Source organism: uncultured Aggregatibacter sp., assembly GCF_938046485.1.
Taxonomy (GTDB): domain Bacteria; phylum Pseudomonadota; class Gammaproteobacteria; order Enterobacterales; family Pasteurellaceae; genus Aggregatibacter.
Window position 1 is genome coordinate 1 of record NZ_CALIWN010000053.1, and the last position, 19,282, is coordinate 19,282.

A 19,282-nucleotide genomic window follows, 5' to 3' on the forward strand; every position below is an offset into this window, starting at 1 on the left:
CTTGATGCACGACCAAATTACGCACGGAACGTTATTTAACTCTTTTGGGCATTCATGATTTCGTGCAACAAGTTGCACGCTACAATTCACTAAAATAGTGATATAAAAATAAATACGGCGACCGGTTTTCACAAGCTCCTTGAGGGGCTTGTGAAGTATAGGCTCTTATAGGGGAGCCCAAAAACCGCACGTTTTACGTGCGGATTATTATTCGTCCTTAATTCATTCTTATTTGCTTTATTTTTCTGATTGTGTACCTTTAAACGCGCTCTGCGAATGCCATTGAATATTTGTTACATCGCTCTTCTCCGCCTAGGCTGACAAAACCCTAAACCGATTTCTTGTGCTTTATGATGTTGTGATAGAATGCAATCATTTCTCCCATTAGGTCAGAGTGAGTCAAAATATGATGAGTTTATGGTCTGCTATTTTCATTTTAATTCTGCTGATTATTATCAGTGCTATCGTCTCCTCCGCTGAAATTTCCTTGGCGGGCGCACGTCGCATTAAATTGCAAAATATGGTGAACGAAGGTAACACCAAAGCGGCGTTGGTATTGAAATTACAAGAACAACCGGGACGTTTCATCACGGTTGTACAAATTGGCTTGAATATGGTTGCCGTGCTCGGCGGGGTGATTGGCGAAGCGACAATTCGTGTCTATTTACAAGCTTTCATTAATCAATACACGGATGCGCCTTGGGTGGAAAGTGCCGCTTCGTGGCTGGCGTTTATCATCGTCACGGCTTCTTTTATTTTATTCGCAGATTTAATGCCAAAACGCTTGGCGCTGCTCAATCCTGAAGCGATGGCGTTACGTACAGTGCGTATTATGCAAGTTTGCATTTTCCTGCTGAAGCCGATTGTTTGGATTTTCGACTCGTTAGCGAATGTCATTTTCCGTCTGTTTAAAATCTCTACGGTGCGGGTAGAAAGCATGACGCCGGAAGATATTGTCGCCGTGGTGGATGCCGGTGCCGAAGCCGGTGTACTAAAAGCGCAAGAGCATTATTTGATTGAAAATATTTTCGATATGCAACAGCGCACAGTGACATCAACGATGACCACGCGCGAAAACATTGTGTTTTTAGACCGCACTTTTAATCGCCAACAGGTGCTGGATACCCTAACAAAAAATTCGCACTCTAAATTAATTATTTGCGATAAAGGTTTAGATCACATTCTAGGCTATGTGGAATCGCACAGCTTGCTCACCTTATTTTTAAAAGAAGAACAAGTGCAGGTAACCGACCATCGCTTATTACGCAAACCGCTGTTTGTACCGGATACCCTGTCTTTATATGAAGTGTTGGAGCTGTTTAAATCCACCGGCGAAGATTTTGCCATTATTGTGAATGAATATGCTTTGGTTGTGGGTATCGTGACGTTAAATGATGTAATGAGCATTGTGATGGGTGAATTAGTTTCCAATGAAGAAGAACAAATTATCCGCCGTGATGAAGATTCTTGGCTTATTGATGGCGCGACCCCATTGGAAGATGTGAAACGCGCCTTGGATATTGAAGCCTTCCCGCATGACGAGAACTACGAAACGATAGCCGGTTTTATGATGTATATGCTACGCAAAATCCCGAAAAAAACCGATTTTGTATTGTTCGATCGCTACAAATTTGAAATCATCGACACCGAGAATTTTAAAATCGACCAACTGATGGTGTCTTTCCGTAAAGACTTACCACAAGAAGAGACAACGATAAATTAGCCTGCCATTTCGCTGCAGGCTAATCTCAAAAAGTAACTTGGATTAATGAAGTTTTAAGGCTGGACGCAAGAAGCGATTTAAACGGCCGACCACAATAATTAAGCCGGTTTTAAAACACCCATGCAAAGCCGCTTGGTGCATACGATAAAGAGAAATATACATCCATTGCGCGATTTTACCTTCGATGGTCATTGATGAGCCGCCGGTTAATTTACCGCCTAACGCACCAAATGCGGTAAATTCAGATAATGAAACCAACGAACCTTTATCGTTATATTTAAATTCTTTTAGCGGCTTACCCTCAAATAAAGCGATGATATTTTTCGCACAGAACCCGGCCATTTGATGAGCTGCTTGGGCTTTTGGCGGAATAGGTGTACCATCATCTTGCATAAAGAAACAGCAATCGCCCATAGCAAAAATCGTGTCGTCCTCCGTCGTTTGCAGGGTTTTCTTCACAACTAACTGATTAATGCGATTGATTTCTAAGCCATCAAAATTTTGGGTAATGGATGAAGTACGAATACCTGCCGACCACACCATTAAATCAGCCGGAATTTGACTCCCCTCTTTAGTGATCAAACATTTTTTATCTGCTTCGACAATCATGGTATTAGTTTTTACCTTTACACCCAACTTGCTTAGTTCTTCTGTCGCATCGTTAGAAATACGTTCAGGTAAAGCGGGTAAAATCCGAGGACCGGCCTCAATCAAGGTAACTTTTAAACGGCTACTGTCAATCTCACCATAACCGTAGGAAGAAAGATGCTCTGCGGCATTATACAGCTCGGCTGACAGCTCAACACCCGTTGCACCGGCGCCCACAATCGCAATATTAATGTGACCGTCCTCCGCTAATTGCTGCTTGCTTTCTTCTTCGCCAATATCATCCAACGCTTGGTTTTCACGGAGTTTTAAGAATAATTCCAACATTTTTTGTTGGAATCGCATCGCTTGTGCCGGGTTATCTAAAAAGATGCAATTCTCCGCAACACCTTTCGTGTTGAAATCATTCGATTTACTTCCGATAGCAATGACTAAATAATCGTAAGGAATACGACGGGAAACCACTATCATATCGCCGTCTTCACCATATACCGGCGAAAGTTCTACATATTTATGTTGACGATTTAACCCCACCATAGCTCCTTGCTCAAAATGGAAATGATGGTTATGCGCATGAGCACGATAACTCAATGCCTCAACCCCATCATCTAATGCTCCCGTTGCTAATTCGTGTAATAATGGCTTCCACAAATGCGTTTGATTCCGATCGTTCAGTATCACATTTGCACGCTTTTTACGACCCAATGTGTTTCCTAAATAAGTCGCCAGCTCCAAACCACCGGCTCCCCCACCGACAATAACGATGTTTTTCATATGTTTTTCCTAAATGAAATAATGCTAAAAATGAGATGACGCGTTTTTTATAACGCATATCTTTATATATACAAAATTTAAGTTTTATTATAGTACCCGTAACATGGCTTATTATGTGCGATAAACCATTCTACTGTTTTACGAATACCTGAATCAAACGATTCCCTAGGACGCCAACCTAACTCATCATAAATTTTAGAACAATCTAATGCATATCGAATATCGTGTCCCGGACGATCTTTTACATAGGTAATTAAATCTTCATAATGCCTTATATTATGAGGTTTATTTGGCATAAATTCCTCAAGTAATTGACATATAGTCTTCACTACTTCAAGGTTGGTTTTTTCACAATTTCCCCCAATATTGTAACGTTCGCCAATTCTACCTTTGGTCAAGATTAAGTATAGTGCTTCAACATGGTCCTCTACAAATAACCAATCGCGAATTTGTTGTCCATCACCATAAATTGGTAAAGGTTTTCCCATCAGTGCATTTGAAATCATCAGAGGAATAAGCTTTTCAGTATGTTGATAAGCGCCATAGTTATTAGAACTGTTTGAGATTATTACCGGCAAACCATAAGTGCGATGCCAAGCGTATACCAAATGATCACTTGCCGCTTTTGAAGCTGAATAAGGACTACTAGGATGATACGGGGATTGTTCCGTAAAGGCCGGTTCAGAAGAGGATAAATCCCCATACACTTCATCAGTAGAAATATGGTGAAATCGAAAGCTTGTTTTTTTAGCTTCGTCTAAGGTATGCCAATAATTCTTAGCGACTTCTAACAACGTATAAGTACCAACAATATTAGTTTGAATAAAATCAGAGGCTCCTGCAATAGAACGATCAACATGACTTTCTGCCGCCAAATGCATCACTGCATCAGGCTGGTGTTGTTCAAAGACACGAGCAAGTGCTTTTGCATCACAAATATCCACTTGTTCAAAGGCATAGCGTGGGTTATTTTCCACGGATTTGAGAGATTCTAAATTCCCTGCATAGGTTAATTTATCTACGTTAACTACGCTGTCTTGAGTGTTTTCAATAATATGGCGAACTACCGCAGAACCAATAAAACCTGCACCGCCTGTGATTACGATTTTTTGCATATTAATAAGAGGATCAGTTTGAAACAGAGGTAAGTACAAATGATATTGATAGAATAAAAACAATCAACTAAAATATTATAATGAAAAGAAAAAATGGTGTTTAATTTAATAATGAGAAGGGATTATCCCCTCCATAGATTCTAGACTTAATTAAGAACACAATAGAAAAACATGCAAAATATGTAAGAAAAGCACCAAAGAATCTCCAATAAACATTATCTGCCTCTATACCTAAAATAGGTAATTCTACCTTATACATCATAAAAACATGTATTAAATATATACCAAAGCTACAAGAGGAAAGTGCTTTTACTATGCGTATAACTTTTCCATTTTCTACATAAACAGAAATCTCTTTGATAAGAATAAAAACAGCAACTGCTAAGAACACAGAATGAAATTGAGTATAACTAAATAATATTCTATCTAAATTATTATTTATAGTCGAATAATAAACCGTACCACAATATCTTATAATGGGACCTAAGATGCCTAATATATAAAAAGTAATTCTAACTTGTTTAGATAAATGTATTTCAGATAGCAAGAATCCAATCAATAGAAACATCACATATCCATTCATAGGAAAGGGTATATCCCAATTATATTGAATCCCTATAATTTGAGATAGCACAGGAAGACAAGAGTGCGTGATAAAAATAGCTATGATGATATAAAGTAAAATACTCTTGTTATCTCTCAAATGCGAAAGAACCGAAATCAACGTATATAAAGCAAAGAGAGGTATAAAGAACAAATATGCCCAACCTTCTGGAATCCTTGTTATAAAAACAGCACTAATACAGTCTTTCATGCCAGTTATATTAAATTGTCCTAAAAGATAAAAATGAATAGACAACAATAATCTGAAAAATATGAAAGGAAAGAATGTTTTAGCAACTCTCTTTTTGAAGAATTCAACTGTACTATATTTTTCTCTATAGTGCCGCACCTGTAAGCATAAAGAAAATAGGAACTGCTCAATAAAAGAGAACCTCAAACGCTAAAGCTTGTTTCCATGTAGATGTATGAATATCATAATTATGCACAATATCATTATGATCTAACATTATTACTGCAAAACAAACTAGTATATTAAGAATATATAGATATAATATCCTTTTTTTGTTTTGCATTATATTCTCTTAATCTTAAAAATTATATTAATAATAAAAATAATTAATCTGGAATAAGCTTTTTTATATATGGAATATGCTTAATAAGCCAAGTTAACAATAAACATACAGAAAAGACACAAACAGCACCTACAGTAATAAAATAAACATTATCTGTAGGAATAAATTTGGTATCATAAATTGCTTTGATAACAAACCAATGCGTTAGATAAATACCAAATGTATATTTAGATATAATGCCACATATTTTAAATAGAGAAGTAAATTTATCAAATTTATCTGCTTCTTTAAGAAATAATAGAATAGCAGCACTTATTGCAACATTAGGTATATTAAGGTATCCCATGAAATCTTGAACTAAATGACCAGCTCTTATGGATAATAAATAAGTTCCTAAAACTAACATAAACCATCCTATAACACCTAATGTGTAAATGATTAAACGATATACTTTAGGTATTTCATAATGTGAAATATAATATCCTAGTAATGGGTATATAATCCATCCAGTAATAGGAAAAGTTAGATTTCCAATTTGGTCAGTACTGGATATGTTAAATAAAAAGGGAAGTAGAACAACAAAAATAAAAATGAACAAGATTGTGTATAAAAGAATACCCCTTTCAGTAATGTAACTAAAAATAGGAATTGATAGGTAAATCATAAATAATGGAATGAAAAACCAATAATATTCAACGACACGCGTTGAAAAAATATTGTAGATAAATTGAGAAATAGTGCCAAATTCATGATTATATATTACCATCCCATAAACTACACCTAGTGTAGACCATATTAAGAATGGTAAAAATGTTTTTCTAATTCGTTTAATAAAGTATTCTTTTGTTGTATATCTTGAACGATAATCTAGTAAATTTACTCCAGAAATCATAAAAAAGATAGGAACAGCAAAATTTAACATATGTCCTGTTAAGTTAGCAACAAACCAGGTTGGACTATCTGAAAAAGTCCAAAATAATGTATTTGAGTGCATTAAAATAACACCAAAACAAGATATAACACTTAAAACTGATAAATATCTTTTCATTCTTACTTACTCGGGTAAAACATCTAATTTTTTTAATAGTTCTTTAGATATAGAAAGATCAATTTTTCTCATAAATTGAGCATCTCCATTTTTAATTTTATCCAAATCTGATTCGTCTAGAATTGCAGGGTATGCATTATATTTTACGCTCCAGTTTATATAACGGTGGAAGTTATTATTAATTCTATTTTTAAATGAGGAATTTTCTAACAATGTTTGCATCCATGTTTCATCTGGACAAAAACTTGTTGAGAATATTTTCTTATATATTCGATTATTATCGAAAGTATGGATTAAATATTCTGCAGCATCTCTAGGTAAATCACACCATACTGCCCCATGATAAATTTCATCTTTTATATTTGACTTTTCTAATTTATTAATTTTTAATAAAAACTGACTCCAATATAGACATCTATGCAATATTTTTCCTAAGATTGTTCTTCTTTTGATTATTGATTTATCGTAATTAAAATAAAATTTTGTCCAGTTCTCTACTTTTTCACCAGATTTTATAATGCTTTTAGCTGGTTCAGACTGCAAATAAACTTCATTATTTCCGTCATAAAAGTCATAAATATCTTTTGGTGATCTTATAATCCAGTCTTCACCTGAAATGATATGCATATATTTAATATTATTATTTTTTAATGCCTCTTTTATTAAGAAATAGGTAGTTTCGCCAATACTCCAGCCCCCCCATTGAACATCTATTTCAGAATAAAATTTCACCGATAGTTTTTCAAAAGTTTCTCTATGTAAATTACTAATATGACATTTTTTATCTATATGTATATACACTTCAAAGCAAGTTCTTAATATTTTTACTAATGAAATAACTTGATCAAGATTTTTATGAGCTAAAATCAATACTGCTTGCATAATAATTCCTTAATAGAGCTTAGCATGCCCCATCTCGCTTAATAACCGTTTGGAAAGTCTTAATTAAAATAATAATATCGTTCCATAAAGACCAATTCTTCATATACCAAACATCCATTTCTACACGTTCATTAAAGTCTATGCCACTACGTCCACTTACTTGCCATAATCCAGTAATACCTGGTTTTACAGCTAATACAAGCGGTGCTTTTCTACCAATATCTTGCTTTTCAATTACCATATAAGGACGAGGACCAATTAAGCTCATCTCACCTCTAAGCACATTTAATAATTGAGGTAATTCATCAAGAGAAGTTTTTCTTAAAAAAGCCCCAACCTTAGTAATTCGGGGATCATTCATATATTTATGGTAAATTTCATAATAGGCTTTTTCTTCTGGATGTTTCTCTAGCCATTCCACCATAAACGATTGATCTGAATACATTGATCGGAATTTATAGCAAAAGAACTCTTTCCCATTGATGCCTAAACGACGTTGTTTAAAGAAAACATCGCCTTTAGGATCTTCTTTCCTTAACCAGATAGCAATAATAAGAAGAATAGGTGCCCATAAAAATGAAGAACCTATCACTAAAATATAGTCAATAGCAGACTTAATAAACTTATTTGTTTTACTTAAAAGATTATTTTCTAAAATAAAGACATTTGTTCTTGAACTGAAAACATTGTAAATATTTGATTGAGAGAAATCATAGCCACTTAACACTGGGGTAAAAATAATCTCCCTACTGTTCTTAATATTTTCTTCAATAATTTTATTTAATTTATCTTTACTTAAATTAACACTATCAATAAAAAGGGTATTATGATTAGAATCTGAAGATTTAACATAGCCCAAATAATAATGATCAAATAATGTAGATCTAAAATTCTCATTATCTGTAATCACTTTAGCGGTTTTCTTCCAAATCCCTATGGTATACAAGAGTTTCTTAGCAAGAAGCTTAGCACTTGGAATAGTAATAGTAGTTAATATAAAAATAAGAATTAACGTACTACGGGAATAATATTCCGCATTTTGACCTAATACTAATCCCGCAAGTAAAATAGCAAATGACAAGAAACTAGAACGAATAATAAGTCTAGTTTCATGCCAGAAATCAAATCGTTTAGTATAAATACCAAAATAGGCTAAGATAAAAATGAGGGTTATGTAAACACTTCCAAATGAGAGGTAAGAATAATCTATAACAGGTAAATTAAAAAAGATATTTAATATCTTACGTAATGAAACTGCCAAGGCTATTGCAATAAATATAGCTAAAACATCAAATAATATTAAAGCTATGATTGATAAAAATCTGTTCAAAGTAAAACCCTCACAACTAGTTTATTTGAAATGCTGCTCCACGCACTCTAACGCTTCAGCAATAATATTATGCATATCAAAATATTTATACTGGGCCAATCTACCACCAAAAATCACATTTGGTGTGTTATCGGCTAATGTTTTATATTGAGCATATAACTCATTATTACGTTGGTCATTAATTGGGTAATAAGGCTCATCACCTTCTTGATACTCTTTTGAATGTTCACGAGTAATTACTGTTTTAGGCTGCGTGCCATATTCAAAATGTTTATGTTCAATAATACGAGTATAAGGTACTTCCGCTTCAGTATAATTAACTACTGCGTTACCTTGATAATTAGGCATATCTAATACCTCATTATCAAAACGTAAACTACGATATTCTAATTTCCCAAATTGGTAACCAAAATATTCATCAATCATACCGGTAAAGACGATTTTGTCTGCAAGCCCCTCGTAATACTCACGTTCAGCAAAGAAATCCACATTAAGCTTCACTTCAATGCCATCAAGCATTCTTTCAAAAATACCTGTATAACCACCGATTGGAATGCCTTGGTAAGTATCATAGAAATAGTTATTATCATAAGTATAGCGAACAGGTAAACGTTTAATAATAAAAGCAGGAAGCTCGGTACATTTACGACCCCATTGTTTTTCTGTATAGCCTTTAATTAACTTTTCATAAATATCACGCCCAACTAAAGAAATTGCTTGTTCTTCAAGGTTTTGAGGTTCTGTAATATTTTCTTTTGCAATCTGTTCTTTAATTTTTGCTTCAGCTTCTTGTGGTGTAATCACACCCCACATTTTATTGAATGTTAGCATATTAAATGGCAAGCTATATAATTCATCTTTATAGCGAGCGACAGGAGAATTAGTAAAACGGTTAAATTCAGCAAATTGTTGGATATAGTTCCATACCGTTTTATTACTTGTATGAAAAATATGTGCACCATATTTATGAACGTTAATCCCTTCCACATTTTGGGTATAACAGTTTCCACCAATATGATCACGTTTTTCAATGACTAAGCATTTTTTACCACGTTTAGTCGCTTCATGAGCAAAAATTGAGCCGAATAATCCAGCACCAACAATCAGATAGTCATATGACATTTTTGTTCTCCAATGTAGTTATCTTCTATAAGCAATAAATTTTGTGTATATCGTATGATAGACATACATAATAAATTTTTCTTTTAATAGAAGTAGAATAATGAAATAAGCTAGGAAGAAAACCGAGCTTGAGCATAAAAAGATAATTAAAGTAGAAGTATTTACAACAATCTCTCTCACAAATAAAGCACAAGCTATCGCAATGAGTAAAGCGATAATAATCTTATGCAACTGTAACCCAGAAAATAGGATTTTTATATATTGACGTAAAATTATTATCTGTACAATGAGTACTGAAAGCTCCGCGGCAATTACAGATAATGCTGTACCAACTGCTGCTAATTTAGGAACCAAAAGAAAATTTGCAATAACATCTACCGTCGCAGCACATAAAACAGAGAAAAGCAATTGTTTATCTTTTTTTAATGGTAAAAGTATCTGAATACCTAAAATATTTGTAATCGCACTCAGTATTAACGCCCAAACAACAATCTGTAACGGAATAATAGATGCTACATAATTCTCACCAGCAAGAATTAAAATGGTTTCTTTAGCGAATAAAGTAAAAAAGATAACAACAGATGCTGCAATAACAATAATAAAATTAGTTGATTTTGCTAAAGCCTCATGAAATTCTGTTTCCATATGGTTTTCAACGTAATAGGATAAGCGAGGCAATAACACAACACCTAATGAAGTTATTAAAGTAAACAAAATACCTTTTACTCTTACTGCTGCATTATAATACCCCACCTGTTCTGGTGAACTAAGCAAGCCTAGCAACCCTTCATCTAAACTGGTATAGATTGCAATAGCCAATGAAGTTAAAAATAATACAAACATTGACTTTAAGTGCTTCTTAAATTCATACTTTGAATACAGTTTATAATTTATTAGTTTTCTTGAGTTGATTAAATTAAGAACACCTGAACCAACAATAGCAAAAATAGAGATAAAAGCAAAAAGAATATAATCACTTTTCTCTTTAACAAAGAGAAAAACTAAAAATAATGATGCAATTTTAAAAACAATTGTTCTTACTGTAATGTATTGATACTTTTCTAACCCTTTATAAAGCCATTCTACTCCAACAATCGTAAAAAGAATAAACAATGAAGTTACCCAAAATAACTCTTTTTCCATAGCAAATTTGGGAACAACTAATATTGCAATAGCCAATGCAATATAAACAATTATCATTGAGATAATATTAATAAATAATAACTCATGCATTGTTTTAGATAAACGATCTTTATCATCTCTCACTTGTGCTATAGCTCTTATTCCATAAGTTGCTACCCCAAAAGAGGCAAAAAGAGTAAAGTAGCTCACAATAGAGAGAGCAAAAGCTACTTTTCCTGTTCCTTCAGGTAATAAGACCCTTGATACATAAGGGAATATGATTAGAGGAAAAAGGAAATTAGACACCGTGAGTATAAAATTCATTATAAAATTGAATTTTATACTTTTGATATTATCCGTCATAATAATATTTAACTCACTCTTATCACTGATTCAGCTTTTTCTAAAGCCAAGCGAGTATAGTGACCTTTTTGTAGTAATTGAGATATTTCTTGAACATTTAATAGCATATTTTTATACGCATCTTCAGAAATGGCAGATAATTTATCTTTCAACTCATTTAGAGAGGAAACACAAATACCTACATTATGTTCTCTTACAAAGTCTGCTTCAGCAGCTTTATCCCAAATAACCACGGGAATTCCAGAGGCTAGATAAAGAGAAAGTTTATGTGGGTTGTTATATTGCAAATATTCTCCAAAGTCACCACTACAAGTATCTATACTATTTCCATCCCAAACTAAACCAAACCCTGAGTTGAGCTGATTTGGAATCTCTAAAGCGGGGAATGAGCCATGATATTGAATATCTTCATATTGTTCTAATGAATGAGAAAAATTAGGTCCATATAAATGAACGATAATACCTAACTTACCAAGTTGGGCAATATAGGCCGATTTATTAATATCTAGATTTCCTGCAATTGAAATTGCTCGTTCAAATATAACATTCTGGTTTGTGGCTTCTTTATCCATTAAATAATCAAAAATTTTAAGGCTAACTAGTTTATTTTCTGGAATTCCTTTTTTTATAAAGAATGCTTTCATCGTATCATTATGTACAATAATTGAATCAGCAATAGATAACATAAAATTAAACTCATTCTTATAATAGTTATTATATAAACTCTTTCTCAGCTCTTCTACATCGTGAACTAAAGAAATGAATTTTACTTTTTTATCTCTTTTAAGCTTACTAAGAACCCAATTACGAATAAGCTGTTTATGGTGATAAGGGGTTTGAATAAGCACTAATGAATTAGGCGTAATAGAAAAATAGATCTTAAACCAATCAATAAAAAAAAGCGCTTGTCTTCTAATTTTTCCCCATAAGGAGTCTATGCTTGTTGCTGTTCTAATTACTTCAGCTTCATAACCTAATTTTTTCGCTACATCGAATACGTCTTGTACAGCTTTACAACCTGCGTGGTTATGTTCAGTACTTAACTCAACAATTTGATATTTTTTCATTTGATTATTAACCTTATATTGTCTAGCCTTTTAACTTTGTAAATAAAATGGGTAGTTTTGATTTTACTAATTTGACAAAATTACCCAATAATACAAGTAAAGAACTCATTTTATATTTCAATAAGAAATATATTGGTTTCTGTTTCTTGCTTACAAGGTAAGCATTATTTACCATTAATTTAAACTGTTCTTGATTATAAACAGAACCAATAATCCAATCTTTTTGTGCTTTTAATGTTAAATTTGCATTAGGTGAAGTATTTCGTTCAATCGCAGAGAGCGTGTAGCGAATAAATCGGTTTACTACCAATTCTATTGCATTTTGATTAAGCTCTCCCCTTACTTGTAAAAGCTTAATAAACGAAGAAAGCGTTTTCATATGAATTGAAAAATAATCTGGTACAAATTTAGCTGTTAAACTGCCATTATTCCGTTTCATATAAAAATATAAAGGCTCATTAAGGATATAAAAATTAGAAATCACACTAAATACCTTGATGTTAAATTCAAAATCTTCTTTTAAAGCCTGGTGCTCATTTTTAATATGATATTTATCAATAATTTCTTTTTTATAAAATTTATTATTTGTATAACCAAATAAGAAAGTTTCTTCTAAATTTACTAATACAGGATTGAAATTTGTTTTAATGGATCCTTCAAATTCACTTACAATATTTTTTGTATACGATAGCTTGCCATCAATTTCATATCTTTCTTGCATCCCTATACTAATCACATCTGGATTAAACTCGGATATGACACTACCTACTTTAGGTAGTAATTTAGCATCAAATAAATCATCTGGATCAGGGAACCAAATATAATCTCCTGTTGCTTCTTCAATACCTCTATTTCTGCTGTTTGCCGCACCAATATTTTTTTCGTTTAAAATAACCTTTACTCTTGGATCATCTAATGTAAGTAGTTTATTTCTTGTATCATCTATTGAACAGTCTTCAACAAAAATTATCTCAACATCTTTATAAGTTTGTGATATTAAGAGTTGATAAAGTTCATCTAAATACTTAGAAATATTATAGCAAGCAAAAATAAGACTAATTTTCATTGTGCTTACCTAATAAAATTTTTTGAACAAAATGGGAAACATTAATAATATTATATCCATTTTTATTTAAAGCATTAGTATCACTTATCCGTTGATTCTCTTTATTATTTATAATTGATATAATTCTATTACTCCAACGAGCTACATTATCAATAGGCAAGAATTCTGTTGAAGAAACTAATTTTGCCTCTTTTGATACATTATCTGATAATAATGTTGGTAAACCTGCAGCTTGTGCTTCAACTGCAACAATTGGCAATCCTTCAAATAAAGAAGGCAGTATCAGTATATCTGAAGCAATCATAAGTTGATTGACATCATCACGAATGCCCATAAAAGAGATATTTTTGATATTTCTCTCTGAAATATATTTCTCAATATCTTTTTTTAATTCTCCATCGCCGATATAAGCCATCATCACATTCGGTATTTCTTTATTTAATGCATGCATAATTTCTAAAGCAAAAAAAGGATTTTTCTGATGATTCATTCTAGCAACATATAGAATAACCGGATTTTCATCCCATCTTAGCTTCTGTCTAATACTCGTATATTTTTCTTTGGAGTACGTATATTTATCAAGATCAATTCCATTTTTAATAACTTGATATTTTTCATTCTCTCCATACATAAAGATACCTGCTTTTTCAGAGCAAGCCAATCTTATATCACTTAGTTTATTTAGTAACCATCTTAATGAATGGTGTAATCTTTTTTTAGTGGTATCTGCATTATGTGAATGAGCTATAATTTTCTTTCCCAATAAGAATGCAGGAAGCATATTTAATACGTATCCTGCATTCATGATATTAAAATAAACGGTATCGTAATTCCCTTTCTTAATTACTCTATACATTTCCCATAGGCTACGAAATAAACCTTCATTTTTAGGTGGGATATAGTGAATTTTACAGCCATTCTTAAGATAAAAATCACTAAAGGTCATGCTTGGGAAGTCACAAACAAAATCAAATTGAATTTTTTCTTTATCCAAATGTTGATAGATATTATGAATATAGGCTTCCATACCACCTAAATTATCAGTCATGCCATATACAAGAATACGTTTCATTATTTTTCCAGTAATTAAAAACTTGCTTCGTACTTTTTACCAAGAAATTTTGCTTGCAAAAAAGCTAAGATCTTTTTACCCCAATTAACTTTCTCACCATATACAAAAGGGAGTTCCTTTATCTTAATTGGTGTTTTCTTATTATATTGCATCAGCCAAACATTAAAGAGTAACTCACTTACACGTCCATAGAAACGAGCATGGAATGCGGAATATTTATCTGCGGGTAAACGTTTCTCTAATTCAAATAAGATCGGGAATAACCAGCTACAATAGCTATTTGTTAATTCTTTAGACATAATGAACATATTAAACATATACCCACTACGTTGTTTCATTACTTTATCAAAACTTCCTAAAAATTCACCGCACTTTTCAGCAATAATTTCACGAGTTACATCTAAATGCTCTGCATGTAAGGTGTTAGCATAGTGAGAATAAAGCGTTTCAATATAATAATTACGCTTGCTTGGCACAATAACATCATAATCAGCTAACAAATCAGAAGCTTCCTTATGAGTTAGATATAGATCTTCAAGCGGTTGATTTTTTCTCTCAAAACGCCCTTTTGTAGTAAAAAACCTTCTATAGTGAATAAGCCCAAGATAATCATTAGGTAAGTTTTTCCATGCCCAATAAAGTCCTGTCAGCTCACAAAAGTAAGGATTTTTGATAGAGATATTTTCTCCTTCGTTATCACCTTGATAACCAATATCTACCTTTCCTTCTTTACCAACATGAACAGGTAAATACATATCATCTAAAGGCATAAAATACTCTTTATGAGTAGCTATGATTATTTTTATATTTTTCAAAATGACACCTATTGTATTATGAATAACTATCTTTCTTTATATATGCAGTATGATAAAAAGATAAAATTAACAACCAATAAACATTTATAGAAACATCTAATAAGCGGTCTTCAATCATACTATTAATTGTTAAAATAGCTATAATTGAAATAAATTTATAATCGTTTAATTTAAGTCTTTTATATGTAAGGATTATATAACTAGCAATAGAAAGAATGGTGAATAAGACTCCGTACCTTAACATAAACTGTAAATAAGAAGAATCTACATAATTGTATAATTCTTCTGAGATTTCTTTTGTACTTCCGCCAAAACCAATAAATTCTATGGTTTGTCCTAGTAATGGAATATGGTATTCCTGGAAAGCATTATAGCCTAGTTGTAATCTACCGCTTAGTACATTATTGATCTCTAAATAAAGTGTATTTTCTGTATTAAAATTATATGAAAGATAAAAAATCACTAAGAATCCAACTAAGTAAGATAAGGATATTACTTTCGACATAAACTTATTACGATAGATTCTTCTAAAAAAGATAATACTTATATAATAAAATACTAGAAATAGCATTATACTATAACCAGACATTCTAGCATCGGCTAGTTCTAATGCCAGAAAAATTGAAATACACGATAATAATATTAAAATTAGATGATTAAATGCCTTTCTTTCATTCATTAAATATGCATAAGCAATTATTATACTCTGTAAATATGCTGCAAAAACTGTTGGATAAATTGTTCCAAATGAATTTCTTATTTTAATTTCTCCATCTCTAATTCTAGAATATTGGAGGTTAGGAATAATATCTAGTAATGTAGATAAATAGGTGAATATAAGTAACAATATAATAGTTATGAAAAATGTAACTATGATATATCTAAAGTTAACATTTTTAGCACCTAATATGAGCGCAATTAATGTAATAAGCTGTCTATCTCCTGTATTTAGGCTAATTAAACACATAAGAGAGAAGACAAATAAATAAGATAGCAATTCTTTAAGAGAAAATGAATCAACTAAAACTAGCTTTATAGCGAGAAATAGAACAACACCTGAAAATAGAACTATTTTTATTAATGGATAAATTTCTAGGCTAGAAAACATCGAGTGATTTAGAAATGTATTAATAAGGTATAATATAAAACTTACTAAATAGAAAAAATTAGCATAGTAGCTATTATTTTTTATACTTCCTAAATCACCCATATATTAAATAACTCTTAATTTATTTTTTCAAAAAACTTTTTACTAATACCACTAAACAACCTAGCACACTTCCTAAAAATGCACCTGCAATAAGTAAAATTAAGCGTTTCGGCCAATCACGTTTAACAGGATAATCCGGCGAAGCCTGATAGCTAAATGCATTTGCTTTTGCTTGTTTTGCTTTAATCAATAATGGTTCTAACTCAGAAAGTAGAGAAGAAACCTGGTAATATCTTGGGGGATAAACAATACCGCTATTCTTTAGCACATCAATTTGTGCTTTTAGGTATTTTTCACCAAGCATAAACAGATAGGTTCCATCACTCAGTTTGGAATCGGAAAGAGGAATTTTAGCCTCAGATACAGTTAACGCCTGTTGTATTGCACTTTGGTTATTTGTCAGGCCAAAGGATTTGGTATATTCCGTAATACCGGCTTCTTTTGCAATTTTCAAGGCATTTTCTAAATTTTCTAATTGAACAGATTTATGAATACTTAAGTCACGCTCAAATTTTGTTTTTTCATAATTTAAATCGGCAACCAATTCATTAAAATAAAGTAGAAAGTTATCTAATTCTATTTGATAGGCAGATTGATTTATTGTAGAAATAAATTGTGATAACACATTTTGTGCATCAGCCGGTGTCTCAGCATAAAAACTAATTTTATTACCAATTAAATCGGGTTCTTTTTTGCTATCCGGTTTTTTGATCGTGATGTGTTTACTGATTAATTCAGAAAGGATTTGTGCTTTTTCTGTTTCTGATTTGCCTTCAACTTTTTTCTTATAAAAGTCAGACTGCACAAAGAATTTTCTTCTTTCATCTAATGATTCAGAAATTAGATTGAACTGGCTAAATAAATTGCTCGCAGTTGCGCCGGTATCAAATTCGCCACCTAAAATACGTGCATATTCTTTACGAACGCTAAAATAATCGCCAAGATCCAGGGTTCTTGGTGCGATAACTTCTGCACTTGATGTCCATTGCTCTTTTGCTGTAAACGCATAAACACCGGCAATAGCAGTAAAAATAAAAGAAGAAAGAATAATCCATAGCTTCTTCTTCCAGAGTATGCTGATGAGTTCAATTAGGTCAATTTCATTATTCTTAAGTGATTTTTCGGTCATTTTCTCACCTTATGTTATCAATAAACACATAAATTTTGTGAATTTTATAAGAAAAGCTATGCTAAAACAAATTTTATGTTGAAGCTTTACACATCCCCTACCACTATTAATTCACCTTTCCTTGGCTTATCGTATCGCTTTCCCAGCCTACATACTCACCGGAAAATTTTTCCGCTAATCGTTCAAACTGCTCTACATAACGGAAAATATCATCATTATCTAATGTCATTTCCTGTTCGATTTTGACAATATATAATCCTTCGTTGTCATCTTCATCCTCAAAAATCATTGGGGCGCTGCTGTAACTTATCGTATTGTAGGAAAGATCGCTCAAATTGACCTCTTCCATAAACTGGAACATTTGTGGCTCTTCTGCGAAGTGGAAAGTATGTTCAACAAGGTAAGTGTCCGCAAGATCTCTGCCGTTTTGTAGCAACATAGACAAAATTTCTTCTGTCATATTGAGTTTCATTTCTAACGGTGATGGCAATAAAAAATCAAAGTAGGTATCCCAATTCGGATCCTCTTGCACCGTAATCTCCTCAATGTCTTCCTTAAACTGGTCAAGTACATCGAAAAGTGCGGTGGTTTCATCACAATAAAAATAAAGCTTTAAATAGCCTTCCGTGAAAATATGCCCAGCATAAAGCAATTCTGGTAACGCCGAAATTTGCACCAAAATTTTGAATAATTCTTTAACCACTCGATGATGTTCATCTAATGTTGGCAGCGTATTTTCATCCCCCTCATAAGGCAATGAAACCTGTACAATTTTATTGTATTTATCAAAGGTAAATTGTTCAAAAATATCTAAATTCACGGTGCAAGAGGCCATATTGCCGTTGATAACCGTACGGTAATTTTGCCAATGTTGTTCAGGATTTTTTAATGGCATTACTTAAACTCCGCCCAAACAGGTGCATGATCTGATGGTTTGTCCATCGCCCGAATATCAAGCGCAATCCCGGCGTCCACGCAATGCGCTACTAATGCTTTATTTGCCAAAATATGGTCAATGCGTAAACCACGATTATCCTCAAATCCTTTGGAGCGGTAATCAAACCACGAGAATTTGTCATTTACTGTTGGATTTAAATAACGGAAGGTGTCTTCCAAGCCATACGTATATAAACGCTGATACCATTCGCGCTCTTCCGGCAAGAAGGAACATTTACCGGTGCGCAACCAACGTTTGCGATTTTCTTCGCCGATACCAATGTCCAAATCAGATGGGCTGATGTTCATATCGCCCATAATGATCACCGGATTTTGTGCATTGTGATCTTGTTCCAAATAGCGTTGTAAATCCGCATAGAATTTTTGTTTTGCCGGGAATTTGGTTGGATGTTCGCGGCTTTCACCTTGTGGGAAATAGCCGTTAATCACTGTTAATTGACCAAATGGCGTGTCTAAGTCAATCATGATAATGCGTTTTTGCGCCTCTTCATCATCGGTTGGGAACCCTTTTCTCACCAATAACGGCTCCTGTTTACTCAATAAGGCAACGCCATAATGCCCTTTTTGGCCAAAATGGTTGACGTGATAGCCAAGGTGATCCACCAACTCATAAGGGAAGACTTCATCTGCCACTTTAATTTCTTGCAAACCAAGGACATCCGGTTGATATTTATTGATGATTTCTTCTAATTGATGTGGTCTTGCTCTTAGTCCGTTGATGTTAAACGACATCACTTTCATATTC

General features: G+C 32.7%; 17 protein-coding genes. 1 reads left to right on the top strand and 16 read right to left on the bottom strand.

Going from position 1 to position 19,282, the window contains the following annotated elements; translation table 11 throughout:
• Nucleotides 1-409: 409 nt before the first annotated feature.
• On the top strand, nucleotides 410-1,723 hold the full coding sequence (locus Q0203_RS06795) for a hemolysin family protein (RefSeq protein ID WP_295975855.1): 1,314 nt from the start codon (nucleotides 410-412) through the stop codon (nucleotides 1,721-1,723).
• A gap of 42 nt (nucleotides 1,724-1,765) precedes the next feature.
• Here the strand turns inward: Q0203_RS06795 and Q0203_RS06800 are convergent, their stop codons facing one another.
• From Q0203_RS06800 to xthA, 16 genes are all read right to left on the bottom strand, one after another.
• Nucleotides 1,766-3,103: an NAD(P)/FAD-dependent oxidoreductase gene (locus Q0203_RS06800; protein ID WP_297930699.1), complete on the bottom strand. Its 1,338-nt coding sequence runs from the start codon at nucleotides 3,101-3,103 to the stop codon at nucleotides 1,766-1,768.
• Between the two features lie 77 nt (nucleotides 3,104-3,180).
• A complete protein-coding gene (gene rfbB, locus Q0203_RS06805) occupies nucleotides 3,181-4,218 on the bottom strand; it encodes a dTDP-glucose 4,6-dehydratase (RefSeq protein WP_297930701.1) in 1,038 nt (345 codons plus the stop codon).
• Nucleotides 4,219-4,318: 100 nt separating this feature from the next.
• Entirely contained in the window at nucleotides 4,319-5,170 is an 852-nt protein-coding gene (locus tag Q0203_RS06810) for an acyltransferase (protein WP_297930703.1), read from the bottom strand.
• Between the two features lie 227 nt (nucleotides 5,171-5,397).
• Nucleotides 5,398-6,402 carry an acyltransferase gene (locus tag Q0203_RS06815; protein WP_297930705.1) on the bottom strand — a complete coding sequence of 335 codons (1,005 nt, stop codon included), beginning with the start codon at nucleotides 6,400-6,402 and terminating at the stop codon, nucleotides 5,398-5,400.
• Between the two features lie 6 nt (nucleotides 6,403-6,408).
• The gene (locus Q0203_RS06820; RefSeq protein ID WP_297930707.1) at nucleotides 6,409-7,284 is read right to left on the bottom strand and encodes a beta-1,6-N-acetylglucosaminyltransferase; all 876 of its coding nucleotides are present in this window, start codon (nucleotides 7,282-7,284) and stop codon (nucleotides 6,409-6,411) included.
• Nucleotides 7,285-7,303: 19 nt separating this feature from the next.
• The gene (locus Q0203_RS06825) at nucleotides 7,304-8,614 is read right to left on the bottom strand and encodes a sugar transferase (protein WP_297930709.1); all 1,311 of its coding nucleotides are present in this window, start codon (nucleotides 8,612-8,614) and stop codon (nucleotides 7,304-7,306) included.
• 21 nt (nucleotides 8,615-8,635) lie between these two features.
• Nucleotides 8,636-9,736 (bottom strand): UDP-galactopyranose mutase, encoded by a 1,101-nt coding sequence (gene glf, locus Q0203_RS06830; RefSeq protein ID WP_297930711.1) that lies wholly within the window; start codon nucleotides 9,734-9,736, stop codon nucleotides 8,636-8,638.
• Nucleotides 9,737-9,754: 18 nt separating this feature from the next.
• On the bottom strand, nucleotides 9,755-11,221 hold the full coding sequence (locus Q0203_RS06835; protein WP_297930713.1) for a flippase: 1,467 nt from the start codon (nucleotides 11,219-11,221) through the stop codon (nucleotides 9,755-9,757).
• Nucleotides 11,222-11,229: 8 nt separating this feature from the next.
• Nucleotides 11,230-12,288 (bottom strand): sugar transferase, encoded by a 1,059-nt coding sequence (locus Q0203_RS06840; protein ID WP_297930715.1) that lies wholly within the window; start codon nucleotides 12,286-12,288, stop codon nucleotides 11,230-11,232.
• 22 nt (nucleotides 12,289-12,310) lie between these two features.
• Nucleotides 12,311-13,354 (bottom strand): glycosyltransferase family 2 protein, encoded by a 1,044-nt coding sequence (locus Q0203_RS06845; protein ID WP_297930717.1) that lies wholly within the window; start codon nucleotides 13,352-13,354, stop codon nucleotides 12,311-12,313.
• Nucleotides 13,344-14,426, bottom strand: a complete 1,083-nt coding sequence (locus Q0203_RS06850; protein WP_297930719.1) for a glycosyltransferase — start codon at nucleotides 14,424-14,426, stop codon at nucleotides 13,344-13,346. The genes Q0203_RS06845 and Q0203_RS06850 overlap by 11 nt, the downstream gene beginning before the upstream one ends.
• 14 nt (nucleotides 14,427-14,440) lie before the next feature.
• Nucleotides 14,441-15,244, bottom strand: a complete 804-nt coding sequence (locus tag Q0203_RS06855) for a DUF4422 domain-containing protein (protein WP_366517298.1) — start codon at nucleotides 15,242-15,244, stop codon at nucleotides 14,441-14,443.
• Between the two features lie 13 nt (nucleotides 15,245-15,257).
• Nucleotides 15,258-16,451: a hypothetical protein gene (locus tag Q0203_RS06860; RefSeq protein ID WP_297930723.1), complete on the bottom strand. Its 1,194-nt coding sequence runs from the start codon at nucleotides 16,449-16,451 to the stop codon at nucleotides 15,258-15,260.
• A 19-nt stretch (nucleotides 16,452-16,470) separates the two neighbouring features.
• Nucleotides 16,471-17,580: a Wzz/FepE/Etk N-terminal domain-containing protein gene (locus Q0203_RS06865; protein ID WP_297930725.1), complete on the bottom strand. Its 1,110-nt coding sequence runs from the start codon at nucleotides 17,578-17,580 to the stop codon at nucleotides 16,471-16,473.
• A 106-nt stretch (nucleotides 17,581-17,686) separates the two neighbouring features.
• Nucleotides 17,687-18,475: a TIGR01619 family protein gene (locus Q0203_RS06870; RefSeq protein ID WP_297930727.1), complete on the bottom strand. Its 789-nt coding sequence runs from the start codon at nucleotides 18,473-18,475 to the stop codon at nucleotides 17,687-17,689.
• Nucleotides 18,475-19,278, bottom strand: a complete 804-nt coding sequence (gene xthA, locus Q0203_RS06875; RefSeq protein ID WP_297930729.1) for an exodeoxyribonuclease III — start codon at nucleotides 19,276-19,278, stop codon at nucleotides 18,475-18,477. The genes Q0203_RS06870 and xthA overlap by 1 nt, the downstream gene beginning before the upstream one ends.
• Nucleotides 19,279-19,282: the final 4 nt, after the last annotated feature.

Bases quoted from the DNA above. Each gene is read 5' to 3' on its own strand.
- Q0203_RS06795 (WP_295975855.1), top strand. From the start codon at position 410: ATGAGTTTATGGTCTGCTATTTTCATTTTAATTCTGCTGATTATTATC.
- Q0203_RS06800 (WP_297930699.1), bottom strand. From the start codon at position 3,103: ATGAAAAACATCGTTATTGTCGGTGGGGGAGCCGGTGGTTTGGAGCTG.
- rfbB (WP_297930701.1), bottom strand. From the start codon at position 4,218: ATGCAAAAAATCGTAATCACAGGCGGTGCAGGTTTTATTGGTTCTGCG.
- Q0203_RS06815 (WP_297930705.1), bottom strand. From the start codon at position 6,402: ATGAAAAGATATTTATCAGTTTTAAGTGTTATATCTTGTTTTGGTGTT.
- Q0203_RS06820 (WP_297930707.1), bottom strand. From the start codon at position 7,284: ATGCAAGCAGTATTGATTTTAGCTCATAAAAATCTTGATCAAGTTATT.
- glf (WP_297930711.1), bottom strand. From the start codon at position 9,736: ATGTCATATGACTATCTGATTGTTGGTGCTGGATTATTCGGCTCAATT.
- Q0203_RS06835 (WP_297930713.1), bottom strand. From the start codon at position 11,221: ATGACGGATAATATCAAAAGTATAAAATTCAATTTTATAATGAATTTT.
- Q0203_RS06840 (WP_297930715.1), bottom strand. From the start codon at position 12,288: ATGAAAAAATATCAAATTGTTGAGTTAAGTACTGAACATAACCACGCA.
- Q0203_RS06845 (WP_297930717.1), bottom strand. From the start codon at position 13,354: ATGAAAATTAGTCTTATTTTTGCTTGCTATAATATTTCTAAGTATTTA.
- Q0203_RS06850 (WP_297930719.1), bottom strand. From the start codon at position 14,426: ATGAAACGTATTCTTGTATATGGCATGACTGATAATTTAGGTGGTATG.
- Q0203_RS06860 (WP_297930723.1), bottom strand. From the start codon at position 16,451: ATGGGTGATTTAGGAAGTATAAAAAATAATAGCTACTATGCTAATTTT.
- Q0203_RS06865 (WP_297930725.1), bottom strand. From the start codon at position 17,580: ATGACCGAAAAATCACTTAAGAATAATGAAATTGACCTAATTGAACTC.
- Q0203_RS06870 (WP_297930727.1), bottom strand. From the start codon at position 18,475: ATGCCATTAAAAAATCCTGAACAACATTGGCAAAATTACCGTACGGTT.
- xthA (WP_297930729.1), bottom strand. From the start codon at position 19,278: ATGAAAGTGATGTCGTTTAACATCAACGGACTAAGAGCAAGACCACAT.